Consider the following 13,615-nt stretch of genomic DNA (forward strand, 5'->3'; position numbering starts at 1 on the left):
GTTACAAACTTAATCAAAACCTGCCTTTTATGGCAGGTTTTTTTATATCAGATCATTGTTTTCAGAATTAATATGAATATAATAACGCAACTGATAAACGTTCTCATTATGAATTAAAGGAACTAAAACGATGAAAAAACTGCTAACTCTTTCAGCAATTGCAGCTAGCTTTGCAGCACCAGCGATGGCCGCTGAAGAAGTCAACGTTTACTCTTACCGCCAACCTTTCCTTGTTGAGCCTATGTTTAACGAGTTCACTAAAGAAACGGGCATTAAAGTAAACGTAAAGTTTGCTAAGAAAGGTCTGGCAGAAAAACTTCAGCAAGAGGGCGAATACAGCCCGGCTGACGTAGTGTTAACAACAGATATTAGCCGTCTAGCGGAATTGACTGACAAGGATGTAGTTCAAGCGGTAGATAGTGACGTAATCAACGCTAACGTTCCTGCTCAATATCGCGATAAAGAGAATGAGTGGTTTGCATTAACACTGCGTACTCGTAACGTATATTCTTCTCGTGACCGCGTAGGCAAACTAGGTAATGATTTTGATTATATCGACCTAGCAAACGCTGAGTACAAAGGCAAAATCTGTACTCGTAGCGGTAAGCACCCTTACAACGTATCTCTTGTGTCTTCTATGATTGCTCACCACGGTGAAGCGGAGACAAAAGAGTGGCTAGAAGGCGTAAAAGCTAACCTAGCCCGCAAACCACAAGGCAATGACCGCGCTCAAGTGAAAGCGATCAGCGAAGGCCTGTGTGACGTATCTCTAGGTAACAGCTACTACCTAGGTAAGATGGTTAATGATAAAGAGCAAAAGGCTTGGGCTGATGCGGTATACATTAACTTCCCGAACCAAAACACAACGGGTACTCACGTAAATATCAGTGGTATGGCAATGGCGAAATACTCGCCAAACAAAGACAACGCATTGAAGCTAATGGAGTTCTTAACAGGCGACAAAGCTCAGCAAATGTATGCAGAAGTTAACTATGAGTACCCAGTAAAAGAAGGCGTTAAGCGTTCTGAGCTTGTGGCATCATGGGGTGATTTCAAAGCAGATAAAATTTCGCTCGATGAGATTGCCGAATATCACAGTGCTGCAATCAAATTGTTAGACGAAGTTAAGTTCGACCTATAATCGACAGAAAGGGGGTATAATACCCCCTTTGTTATTCTGGTTAAGAACTTCCGACTTCGTGTCGCCTGCTGTATGTTTAGGCAATGAAAGAAAAAAATGATGTTTGGAAAACCAGTAGTGGAGTGATAACTCTGCTACTGGTTTTGCCTATTTTAGCGATCTTCTACACGGCACTTGGTGAATCAAGTGATCTCTTCTCACACCTCCTTGCGACGGTGATGCCCACCTACATCTCAAATACGGTCAAATTGGTTGCTGGTGTCTTGGTACTCTCTTTGTTTTTGGGGGTTCCTAGTGCATGGCTGATGGCTATGTGCAAACTGCCAAGTGAAAAAGTGTTGCAGTGGGCTTTAGTGCTACCACTTGCCATGCCAGGGTATATCATTGGCTATATTTTTACCGATTGGTTTGACTTTGCTGGTCCCATCCAAATATGGCTACGAGATGTCTTTAGCTGGCAAGCAGGGGATTACTGGTTTCCTGATATTCGCACCGTTGGAGGTGCTACAGTTGTCTTGTCGCTAGTACTGTATCCTTATGTCTATCTGCTGTGCCGTGCGGCATTTATGGAGCAGAACGTCTCACTGTTGCAATCGGCACGTTTGTTAAAGTGTTCTCCGTTGGCAAGCTTTTGGCGCATTTCATTACCACTCGCTAGACCATCTATCGCCGTTGGTTTGTCATTGGTGGCGATGGAGACCATAGGCGATTTTGGTACCGTGAGCTATTTTGCCGTGAGTACTTTAACCACGGCGGTCTACGACACTTGGTTGGGGTATTCTAATTTAAGTGCTGCTGCGAAGATCTCGGCCATGATGATGGTGGTGATCGTGTTGTTACTCGGCGCCGAGCGCTATAGTCGACGTAAGCAAAAGCTATTTCAAAGCCAATACAACAGTCACGAAGACTTTCGCTATGAGCTATCGGGCTGGAAAAAATGGTTAGCGCTGTTCTGGTGTTGGGGCCTAGTGTCGATTGCATTTATCTTGCCGCTTGGTCAGTTGATGATTTACGCCTACAAGTATTTTGCACAAAGCTGGACCGAAGAATTTCAGACCTATGCCATGAATAGCCTCAAAGTGTCTTTGATGGCAGCGATTATTGGTGTCTTTGTTGCTATCGTCGTGAACTTCTATCGTAGGCTTGCACCAAATAGAAAAAGTGTGGTCTTTATGCGCGCTTCTTCGCTTGGCTATGCCGTACCGGGAACCGTCTTGGCAATTGGGGTTATGGTCACCGTGTTATTTATGGATCACAGCGTCAACGATTTTGCTAAATGGATGGATTGGCAACGCCCTGGATTGATTTTCTCTGGTTCCATGTTTGCACTTGTTTTTGCAATGGTGGTGCGCTTTTCTGCCGTTGCTATCGGTAGTATTGAAACCAGTTTAAGTAAGGTATCGCCGTCTCTTGATATGGCTTCACGCACTATGGGATGTAAGAAGAACCAAATGCTGCTTCGAGTGCATTTACCGCTTATTAAACGGGGCGTGTTGATCGCTGGTTTATTGGTGTTTATCGAATCCATGAAAGAACTAAATGCAGCCCTGTTATTGCGTCCTTTCAATTTCGAGACTCTGGCTACTTACGTGTACAACTTTGCTTCTGACGAGCACTTAGAACTTGCCGCGATGCCAGCGGTATTGTTAGTGTTGGTCGGCCTACTACCTCTTATTATTGTTAACCGTTCACTGGAGCAAAACCACTAATGACTACGGCTTTGTCTATCAAAAACCTATCTTGCCAATATGATGGTCAGACGATTTTAGAGTCCTTATCGCTTCAGGTTGAACAAGGTGAAATTGTTTGCTTGTTGGGCGCGAGTGGTTGCGGAAAGACCACGCTACTCAAAGCGGTGGCAGGCTTATTGCCTCTTTCTCAAGGTGTGATGACGCTTGGTGAGCGCGTGATCGACAATGGTGAGACATGGCTAGCGCCAGAGCAGCGTAATATCGGTATGATCTTTCAAGATTATGCGCTATTTCCTCACTTAACCGTAGCTCAAAATGTAGCGTTTGGTCTAAAGGGAATGGCTAAGCAAGAACAAGACGCGATTGTCGAGGAGATGCTGAGTTTGGTTCATTTGGATCAGTTTAGCGATCGTTATCCTCATCAGCTATCGGGCGGACAACAGCAGCGTGTCGCCATTGCTCGTAGTTTAGCTTATAAACCCGATCTACTTCTGCTTGATGAACCATTTTCTAATATCGATACACAAGTACGACATGAGCTGATTCGAGAGATCCGCAAGATTTTCAAAAAGCAGGGTGTAACAGCCATCTTTGTGACTCACAGTCGAGAAGAAGCGTTTGCGTTTGCCGATAAAATGGCGGTGATGAACCAAGGTGTGATTGAGCAGTACGGTACAGCATCAGAGCTGTATTTCTGTCCTTCGAGCAAGTTCGTTGCTGACTTTTTAGGTGGCGGAAGCTATCTAGCCGCAACGTACTTGTCAGGCTCTACATTTAATACGGCCATTGGTCAGATAGAAGCATCGTCATGCACCTTGATTGATCAGGGAGCAAAATGCCAGTTGCTTGTTCGACCGCAGCACGTTCAGTTAAGGGCCTCAGATAGCAGCTCGATCGCTATTCTTGAGCAGCACTTCATGGGTGATCATTGTCGCTATGTGGTAGAAATTGAGGGTACTAAGGTATTGGGTACTTCGATGGAAGCTTTGGATGTCGGTCAGAACGTGGCTGTGAGCGTAGAGTCACAAGGTATTGTGGCTTTTGCCTAATTACCCAAGTGGAGTTCCTTTGCTCTGCTCAAATACGCACGAAAGGTCACTCTCTTGCAATAAAGTGGCACCCCCAATGACTAGGTACAAAAAAGCCCGGCGACAGTCACCGGGCAAAATGTTCTTCACCTATAGGGAGCTTCTCACTATTTACTTGGATTGAAAGGTGACTCAACCCAATATACGGTAAGAAGACGCGGACGCAGAGACTATAAAGACAAGAAGTCTTTCATCTGCTGAAGAACATATTCTGCTTGCGCTTTATCTTCCATCTCACAAAAAATACGCAATAGTGGCTCGGTACCAGAAAAGCGAGCAATGACCCAACCACCGTTTTTGAAGTAAACTTTTGCTCCATCGGAGTAGCTGACTTTCTCTACCTCATAATCGAACTCAGGCAGAGACTTTTCGACATAAATCTTATGGTAAAGGCTGTCCTTTTGAGCCGGCTTGAAGGTGCAATCACCTTCTGCCGTGTAGGCATAACCGTATTTGCTATAGATCTCATCAAGTAGTTCAGAGAGCTTTTTGTTGGTGACACTAAGCATCTCCACCAACAAGCTAGAAGCAAACACGCCGTCCTTACCTTTGATATGGCCACGAATGGTTAAACCGCCGGAGCTTTCACCGCCGATTAATGAGTCGTCTGCCTCCATTTGGGCACTGATGTGCTTAAAGCCTACGGGAACCTCAAAGCTCTTTTCACCATAACTCTGTGCGATTTTATCGAGTAAGTGGGTTGTGGCGATGTTACGCACTACTGAGCCTTTCCAACCTTTGTATTCAAGAAGGTAGTAATAAAGCAGCATTAAGACTTCATTAGGGTGAATAAAATTACCTTTTTCATCAATAATCCCTAAGCGATCAGCGTCGCCATCAGTACCAATACCAATATCGTACCCTTCTGCTGCCACCAAGTGTTTCAGGCGATATAGGGTTGCAGCACTAGGGGATGGCATAAGCCCACCGAAATCAGGGTTCTTCCCATCGTTAATCACATCGACATCACAGCGACCGTTAATCAGTACAGTTTGTAGTGCATTTTTGGCTACGCCAAACATAGGGTCGATCAACACGCGTAGATTAGCTTTTTTAATGGATTCAATATCAATAAGCTCAATGATTGAATCGACAAACTCGTTCATTGGGTTTATTTCGATGATTTGTTGGTTGTCCACGGCGTGCTCGAAGTCGATAGATTTTACCTCGGTAGCAGTTAAGGTCGCGATTTGAGACTCTATCTTTTCAGTAATCACTTCATCGGCATCGCGACCACCTTCAATAAATACTTTAATGCCGTTGTAATCAGCAGGGTTGTGAGATGCGGTGATGCAAGCCGAGTAAGCGCAGTTCATGCTCTTGGCTTTAAACATAACGATAGGCGTTGGCACAAACTTATTGATAAAGTGCACTGGGATTTGGTTCGCGGCTAGCACTTCGGCAAACCAGCGGCCCGCTTTGTCCGATAAAAAACGTCGGTCATAGCCGATGATAAATCCTCGTTCTGCGACGTTTTCATCATTGATGATGTTAGCCAGCGCTTGCGCTACCAGTTTGACGTTATCACGAGTGAACTCTTCACCAATAAAAGCGCGCCACCCGCCTGTTCCAAATTTGATCATACATTGCTCCTTGAGAAGAGCCCCGCAGGGCTCATTATTATGGTCAACTCAGGCTTTTGATTAGCCGAGAACAACGTTGACTTGGTTAACGCTACCCGCAGGTTGTGCAGGAATAGCCCCTTCAATATCGCCACCGTTTAAGGTGATACTTGTGACGCCTTTGCTGACATGGTTGGGGTTGGTCACTTTGATATGGTAAGTTGCGCCTTGCCATTCTCGAGTGACGTCAAACTCAGGCCAGCTTGTTGGAATGCATGGGTCAACGATAAGGCCGTCAAAGCTTAAGCGAACCCCAAGGATGTAATTAGTCGCGGCAAAGTAAGCCCATCCTGAGGTACCGGTTAACCATGGATGATTGGCGCGGCCATGATCCTGATGGTCACGTCCCATAATAAACTGCACATAGGAGTACGGTTCGGTAACTCGAGTTTCAATCATGTCATTCTGGTTATACGGATTTAGAGCCTCATAGAACTTCATCGCTTGATCACCGCGTCCTAACTTAGCTTCGGCGACCCAAGCCCATGGATTAGGGTGAGAGAATATTGCCCCGTTCTCTTTTACTCCTTGGTAAACCCGAGTAACGAAGCCAATATCGTCGTTCGGAGTGGCGAAAGATGGTGCGTTGAGATGTAAGCCATAATCGGAGTAGAGATATTCATCGACCGCGTTCATGGCTTTCTTACCACGTTCTTCGGAGACAGCACCCGATACTACCGCCCAAGTATTTGATTCTAAATGAACCTTGCCTTCGGTCTGTTCGTTGGTTCCGACTTTATCGCCATTTTTGGTAATACCACGGATGTACCAACCACCATCCTCATCCCAAAGGTGAGTCTCGCAGGCATCTTGAACTTTTTTCGCCATCTGCCCATAGTGCGCCACATCGTCAAGTTGCCCCAATTTACGAGCTAAGTCGACAAACTCTTGTAGCGCCCAGTAGTGAAGGAATGCCACCATGGAGGATTCTCCTCCGCCTAAGTTGAGGCAGTCGTTCCAATCGGCACGCAGACCTTTTGCAATACCAGTAGCACCAACATGTTTGTCTGTGAAATCAAGCGCTGCCTTCATATGCTCATACACAGTGGCATCACCACCATCTGCGTAAGGTATGACGTCATTGAAGAAGTCCATTTCGCCAGTTTCCATCACATAGCGGCAGATAGTTGGCACTAACCATAGGTGGTCATCAGAACAGGTATCTGCGATACCGTGGATCTTATCTTCATCACTAGGTGTTGGTACTACCGTTGGTGATTTAGAAGGTTTAACGTCCGCTTTTTCTGGATCGAACCAATCAGGATCGAAGAGGTGCAAGCCATAGCCAGCCTTAACTTGGCCACGAAGCAGATCGACAATGCGTTTTTTAGTCATTTCAGGAGCAGAATGAGGGACGGCCATAGCGTCTTGGGCTGTATCTCGGTACCCCAAGCCAGTGCGACCTCCCACCTCGATAAATGAAGCAAAGCGAGACCAAACCACACAGGTTTCAGCTTGGTACAGAGTCCAAGTATTCAACATGGTATCTAAGCCTTCATTCGGAGAGCTGACTTGGAATTTCGCGCAGCGTGTCTCCCAGTGAGCCTTGATGGCCTCAAAGGCACTATCCACTTCAGATAGGTTTTGATATTTAGCGCGAAGTCTGGCCCCGTTGCCCTTGCCAATACCTAGAATGTAAGCGAAACGAACCTCTTCTCCTGGCTGAATAGTGAATTGTTTATGCAGGGAACCGCAATGGTTATAACAGGTTTGCGTATGATTCGAACAACGTCCTTGTTCAACGGCAATAGGGTTCGATTCATCTCGGTAAGCACCAAGGAAATTATCTCTTTGACCATCGTAGCTATCGGGTTCAAAGGTTGATGCTAGATAGTAGAAGCCTTCAAAATCGTTGGTGTTGTAGAACAAGTCATACTCAATCACACCATCGTTATAATCGGTGCCTGCTGAGTAAAGTGACATCTGGTGGTTTTGGTTATCAGAGGCGATATGACTGAATGAGAACTCAACAAAAGAAAAGGCACTGATAGTGCGAGGCTTATTACTGGTATTACGAATGACAACATCCCAAATCTCAGCATCTTCACCCTTAGGAACAAACAAGGTTTTGGTTGCCTCTATTCCCGCATAGTCACATTTAAATTTCGAGTAAGAAAGACCGTGACGAACCTCATATTGAGCCTCGTCGAGACTCTTGGCTACAGGCTGCCAAGAGATAGACCAGTAGTCTCCGGTTTCATCATCGCGTAGGTACACATAGTGCCCTGGGCGGTCAAAGCTTGCATTTGGTCTGAATTTGGTGACTCGATTGTATTCCGGTGAGTTGTAGAACGAGTAGCCACCGGCATTATGAGAAATCACAGTACAGAATTTTTCAGTACCAAGGTAATTGGTCCATGGCGCAGGAGCATCGGGACGAGTGATGACGTATTCACGATTCTCGTTGTCAAAGTAGCCGTATTGCATGTCTATATCCTTATGGGGAAATTAAATTCTATCGTTGTTATTGTTGTTCGTCTGGAGATGCGCGTTTTCAGTTTCCTCGATCTGAGTCCAAGGATCGCGATATTGAACACCTTGGCGTTGCAACAAGCTAAGGTGAGCTTTCAGTCTTGCTAAAAATGCGCTGTAGTTTTTTCGATTCTCTGGACACCAAGCAGTCTCTGCTAGAGCGAGTAGTCGGGGGAATATCATGTAATCTAGGCGTTGCTGGTGGCTGACTATTTCAGTCCACAGCGCAGCTTGCATGCCTAGTATCCGTTTTTTGATTGGGTCATCAGAGCTCAGCTCAGAGAGAGGTTCATATAGGTAAGCTTGCTCCAGCGTGATGACGTTTGCCCAATCAACACCAGGTTCTGTTGGGCAGTGATCTTGTGCCATATCCAGATAGGTGGTTTGACCCGGCTGCAGTACGACGTCATAGCCGAGTTTGGCGCAGTTAATAGCAGCTTCTTCGCTTAGCCATGAGTATATGACCGTGTCTTTGCTAACTTTGTGTCCAAAGTGTGCTTCTTCCCAGCCCAGCATGCGTTTACCCAGAGACTTCAGTTTGTCTTCAGCGTAACGGAGTAAATGACCTTGCAGCTCTTTAGAGCTGCTGTAGCCGTGAGTCTCCATTAAAGCTTGGCAACTTGGGCTTTTCTCCCAAACACCCACAGGCACTTCATCTGCACCAATATGAATGTAAGGAGCAGGGAATAGCTCGCTAATCTCTTCTAAGACGATATCAAGGAAGCGATATGTGCCATCGATACCTGGCGACAGCGTATTGTCGTTGTAATGTTGGACACTGCGGTAGATAGAGCGGTCATCAGGATCAACCAGCATATTTGGCAATGACTTGATGGCGGCACGGCAGTGACCTGGAATATCGATTTCTGGAATCACTTGGATGCCGCGTTGTGCGGCAAATGCGACGACGTCCTTAATCTCTTCTTGGCTATAAAATCCGCCATAACGCTGATTGATATGATGGAACTGAGCCTCAAGGGTTTCACTTGGGCCTCGCCAAGCGCCAATCTCAGTAAGCTCAGGTAGCGCTTTTATTTCAACACGCCACCCTTCATCATCCGTTAAATGCCAATGGAAGGTATTCAATTTATAATGAGCAAACAGGTTGATAAGGCGTTTGATGTCTTCAACTGATTGGAAGCTACGCGCACTGTCTATCATCATTCCACGATAAGCAAAACGAGGTTTATCATGAATTTGGCAGAAAGGAATGTAGAGAGTATGGCGCGCCGCATCAAAATCCATCAATTGAATTAAGGTCGCTGCACCATAGATAAAGCCAGACTGACTGGTTGACTCAATGACCACACCGTTATCATTGACGATCAGCTTATATTCTTCAGAATCCAGTACTGGTGAGTGCCTAAAATGAATATCTTGCTGACCAATAGACTTGGATTCGATACTGAACAAGCGAGTTACTTCTTCGGCTAACCAATTGGCAGCAGATTGAAACTCTGTATTGTCGACGGTTATCTGACTATAACGAGTTAGCTCATAGACACCATTATTAAAGTTAGCTGACATCGGTTCTGGAATAAGCTTATGTCTTGCTGCTTTGACGCTAGGTACTTCAGTTGGTTGGTCGATCGCTTCTTTCAACACAATAGGTGACACAGATACGGTGCATTGCGTTCCGGAATCTGTGGTTAGGTACGCTTCTTTTATACCATCAGAGAGCAGTTTGAATGGTGATGTAGAAATAGCAAACTCTACGTAGCAGTGGTTGTTGGCATAAAGTGGCGTGTTGTTTATCGATAAAGAGCATAGGCTGCCTACTTGCTTCAGCGTTCCATGAGATAAACTGGTTTTCTCAATATGCCTGTCGAAAGCAAAATTGAGTTGCCAATTAGCCACGCTTTTTTCAGAGAGATTATGCAGTGTAAGCCCAAAACGGCTTCCTTTGGGTAAGATTTCAATCACTGCTAAGTCGATACGAAAGTCCATAGATATACCTCAATCGTAAAGATTGTGACTTGGCTGTCCTGCCATCATCAACGCACCGTCCATTGCATCTCCTTTTGGAGATACTATCCAACGTTGCGCTGCTGGCGATAACCAATCAAAAATACGTTCGGCAATACTGCCCATTAAACAGATGTTTTCTGCCCCGCGTTGATGCAAGGCGGTAAGAAACATCTCAATATCACTGGCGGTTTGCATCAGTAATTTTTTTGCAAGAGGATCATTGAGATAGGCATACTCAAAAATCTGCGGTGAAAATTGACCGTAATCTCTAGGCAAGGCGGTCTTTGACCATTCAACAATATTGTCAATGTCATTGTTAAAATGCGTCATTACGATGTCGGCCAAAGGAGAGGAATCCAAAATACCGTCTTGAATAAGTAACACATCTTGAATCAACCTTAGCCCCATGATAGCGCCGCCTCCTTGGTCAGAAATCGGAAACTCACGCCCACCAACGACGTGCTGCGTTGTACCTGAAATAAACAGACCAACAGAGCCTGTGCCCGCTATCATGATGGCGCCATCTTTGCCTTCATGAGCGCCCAAACATGCGCCGTAGCCGTCGGTATTTAGAGTAATACTGGCAAATGGATGCGGGGCTGATAGGAAAGCGAGGTAACTGGCTTTATGCTCTGCGCCTGCTAGTGCTAGACCCATGTCGACTTGGTTTAAGTAGGAGTCATCCAAACCACCTTGTGTCAGCGCAATGGAGATCGCTTCGATGATTGAGCTTAAAGCAACCTCAGCCCCCAACATGATATTGGCGCTACCACTTTTGCCTTCACCGATAATCGTGCCATCTTTATCTAGAACTCTGGCGCGACACGAAGTGCCGCCCCCGTCGATCCCCGCGATGAATCTAGCCATGATGTTCACCTTTGCTATCGCTATGCTTTAGTGCCACGGCCAACAGATACCATGCAGCATGAGGAATCCACTGCTCACCCCAACGCCAGTTTTGCAGCATGTCGTCTTTTTGATTTCTGGGGTTAAATGCAATATCTCGTTCATCGTCAAAGCCGCCAGTAATGCCGTTACAGATACCGCCATGGGCATTGAAAAATCCTAGCTGCGGTAGATAATCGGGGTTATTAAAACCGTAACCGTCTAACATACACATGTCATAGGGGTTCAACCCTAATATCCAGTCGAGGCAGTGAGTAGCATAGCTCTCTAGCTGTTGCTTTAATGAACTGTCCGAGACTACGTCCTTGGCAACCAAAGCCATGGATGCGAGAGAAGCAATACGGGCATTTTCACCTTGCCACCAATATCCAGATTCGTTGTTATGTGGAATGAAAAAGGCAGAGCGTTTTGGCTCATCAACACCTTTTACATACTGTCTTGGGTAACTAAAGGGGTTAAATAGTTCAGCGGTTACTGTTAGTTCAAATTGACAGGCTTTTGTGACTAATTGCGCGAAACGTTGTTGACGTTCAAAGTTAGTTTCAATAGCGAGATATTCTGCTAATGCAATGACAGGTAATCCAGCTTCAGCAGCGTGGTAAAACGGGCGAGAACCGTCACAATCACTAGACCAGAAGAAATCGTAGTTGTCGTCGGCTTTGGCCCGCAAGGCTAATGAGTCCACCCAGATTCTCGCTTGATCTAAATAAAGGTCTTCGCCGCTCGCTTTATAAAGCTCGACCGTCGCCAGCAGTGCACAGTACTCATCAATGATATTAGCAATGCCGTCGTTGAGATATTGCGTATTATGTTGTTGTAAGTGCCAATAGCCTTTTCGGGCTAGCTCAATAAAATGCGTTGCTTGGGAACAGGTGGCCGACTCAGATTGGCTCGCTTTGGCAAGAGCGGCAATAGCGATGCCAGCACCTTGTCGAAAACCCGCTTGATAGTCTTGTTTCTTGTGACCCAATTGAGTCTCGTAGGCACAGATATCGCGCTGTTCGACATCTTTGCTCCACTTATCAAATACGGTCATGTAAAAGTAACCGTCGCTATGTTGCATGCGAGCAAGAAACTCGGCGCCGTAAAGCGCTTCCTCTTGTAAACGTGCACGCACAAAATTTGGGGTGTCTTGTTGTGCGAACAGGATATCGTCCGCTTTCAGCATATTCCAAACCACCATTGGAGTTTGCTGTGGATTGAGGTAATTGGCGTAGGAAAGGTGGCTTAGATATTTACTGACATCTCCAGAAGCATCATACCAACCACCGTGCACATCGGCGGTTTCATCGCTGCCGATAATACGCGCTTGCCTATCGTGTTCATCGAATTGTCCACCGCAGCGTTGAGATTTGAAATAATGAATGACATCAGAAAAACTGCGCGTTAATAGATTATGTTCTTCAATAACAAAATCATGAGAGCGAATGGACTGGTAGCGAAGGTAGTAACGTCCCGCCTGCTGATACTGACTGAAGTCGATAGTAAAAAACACCCCACAATGCCAGTTGTCGACAGATTGTCCGCCTTCGAGTGTGAGCTCTAGAACGGTGTTTTCAGAATACGCATCAACTAAATATGCAGTCGTCACTGGATGATGTGGATCAGTACACATCAACACTGCGCGTTTCGCATTGTTTACCTGATAGCCAATATGATTAGTGAGCAATTGCATCGTTTTTTCATTCACCTGTCGAGAAGAAGCGCTCCCATTACAGGAGCGTTTAATTAGTTTTCGTAGAGATAACAACGTACAAAATGGTTGTCGGCGAGTTTGGTCACTGGCGGCAAGGCTTCCGTACATTTACTGGTTGCATGTTTGCATCGACCCGCAAATGGGCAACCAACGGAGGCTGGTGTCCAGAGTGGAATCTCGCCTTTATTACCTTCCAACTTCTCATGAATAGATTTTTTCGGATCCGGTACCGCAGAAACAAGAAGTTGGGTGTAGGGATGTTGAGGGTTGGCGATGACCTCATCGGTATCGCCCCATTCCACCATATGGCCGACGTACATCACCGAGATATCTTCCGCGATATAGCGAGCGGTTGCGATATCGTGAGTGATGTAAAGCAATGACATTTGTTTCTCAAACTTCATCTCTTCCATCAGGTTGAGAACGCCAGCGCGAATCGAGACATCGAGCATAGAAGTTGGCTCATCAGCCAGGACAACTTCTGCTCCAACCGCAATATTCCTTGCCAAGTTGACACGCTGCCTTTGGCCACCTGAAAGCTGGTGAGGGTATTTGGCTGCGGTTTCTTTAGGTGGAATTAAGCCCACTTGATCGAGCAGATCGTACACTCGCTCTTCTAGCTCTTTTTTGTTGCTTTTCGACACCTTGTTATGGATCAGCAGTGGACGCGCAATATGATGAAAGATCGTGTGTGTTGGGTTTAATGAACCGAACGGATCTTGCCATACCATCTGCACGCCTTCGCGGTATTTCATCAACTCGCTGCGCGCTTTGATCTCTTGAATATCACGGCCGCGATATTTAATTTCACCACCACTTGGGGCATACATTTTGGCGATCATTTTTGCCGTTGTTGATTTGCCAGAGCCTGACTCACCAACCACCGCAAGACCGCGACTTTTGTACATTTTGAATGAGACGTCATTGATAGCACGCATCATTGGTTGTTTTAGCGTATTACTGTTTATTGCGAAATCTTTGACAACATTTTTGCCTTCAATCAGCAGTTCACCATAGTTGCTCATAATGTT

At 45.9% G+C, this 13,615-nt stretch carries 9 protein-coding genes; 3 read left to right on the forward strand and 6 right to left on the reverse strand.

Annotated features, from left to right (window positions below):
* Positions 1–130 precede the first annotated feature (130 nt).
* The 3 genes from VME0621_RS10640 to VME0621_RS10650 all read left to right on the forward strand — a co-directional run bounded on the left by VME0621_RS10640 (position 131) and on the right by VME0621_RS10650 (position 3,881).
* Entirely contained in the window at positions 131–1,141 is a 1,011-nt protein-coding gene (locus VME0621_RS10640) for a Fe(3+) ABC transporter substrate-binding protein (RefSeq protein WP_038229082.1), read from the forward strand.
* A gap of 83 nt (positions 1,142–1,224) precedes the next feature.
* The gene (locus VME0621_RS10645) at positions 1,225–2,850 is read left to right on the forward strand and encodes an ABC transporter permease (protein ID WP_038229083.1); all 1,626 of its coding nucleotides are present in this window, start codon (positions 1,225–1,227) and stop codon (positions 2,848–2,850) included.
* A complete protein-coding gene (locus VME0621_RS10650) occupies positions 2,850–3,881 on the forward strand; it encodes an ABC transporter ATP-binding protein (RefSeq protein ID WP_006075051.1) in 1,032 nt (343 codons plus the stop codon). The genes VME0621_RS10645 and VME0621_RS10650 overlap by 1 nt, the downstream gene beginning before the upstream one ends.
* Before the next feature lie 209 nt (positions 3,882–4,090).
* Here VME0621_RS10650 and VME0621_RS10655 read toward each other — a convergent pair whose 3' ends face one another.
* The 6 genes from VME0621_RS10655 to VME0621_RS10680 are packed head-to-tail and all read right to left on the reverse strand — an operon-like array spanning position 4,091 to position 13,609.
* Complete coding sequence (locus VME0621_RS10655; RefSeq protein ID WP_006075052.1) at positions 4,091–5,503, reverse strand: phosphoglucomutase/phosphomannomutase family protein; 1,413 nt, start codon at positions 5,501–5,503, stop codon at positions 4,091–4,093.
* A gap of 60 nt (positions 5,504–5,563) precedes the next feature.
* Positions 5,564–7,969, reverse strand: a complete 2,406-nt coding sequence (locus VME0621_RS10660; RefSeq protein WP_062456654.1) for a glycoside hydrolase family 94 protein — start codon at positions 7,967–7,969, stop codon at positions 5,564–5,566.
* A gap of 21 nt (positions 7,970–7,990) precedes the next feature.
* Positions 7,991–9,961, reverse strand: a complete 1,971-nt coding sequence (locus VME0621_RS10665; protein WP_062456657.1) for a beta-N-acetylhexosaminidase — start codon at positions 9,959–9,961, stop codon at positions 7,991–7,993.
* A gap of 9 nt (positions 9,962–9,970) precedes the next feature.
* Positions 9,971–10,849: a glucosamine kinase nucleotide-binding domain-containing protein gene (locus VME0621_RS10670; protein ID WP_062456660.1), complete on the reverse strand. Its 879-nt coding sequence runs from the start codon at positions 10,847–10,849 to the stop codon at positions 9,971–9,973.
* Positions 10,842–12,563 carry a glycoside hydrolase family 9 protein gene (locus tag VME0621_RS10675; protein WP_062456662.1) on the reverse strand — a complete coding sequence of 574 codons (1,722 nt, stop codon included), beginning with the start codon at positions 12,561–12,563 and terminating at the stop codon, positions 10,842–10,844. Before VME0621_RS10675 ends, VME0621_RS10670 begins: the two co-directional genes overlap by 8 nt.
* A 53-nt stretch (positions 12,564–12,616) precedes the next feature.
* Complete coding sequence (locus VME0621_RS10680; protein WP_031494295.1) at positions 12,617–13,609, reverse strand: ABC transporter ATP-binding protein; 993 nt, start codon at positions 13,607–13,609, stop codon at positions 12,617–12,619.
* Positions 13,610–13,615 lie beyond the last annotated feature (6 nt).

It is taken from the genome of Vibrio mediterranei, from assembly GCF_900088415.1.
GTDB lineage: Bacteria > Pseudomonadota > Gammaproteobacteria > Enterobacterales > Vibrionaceae > Vibrio > Vibrio mediterranei.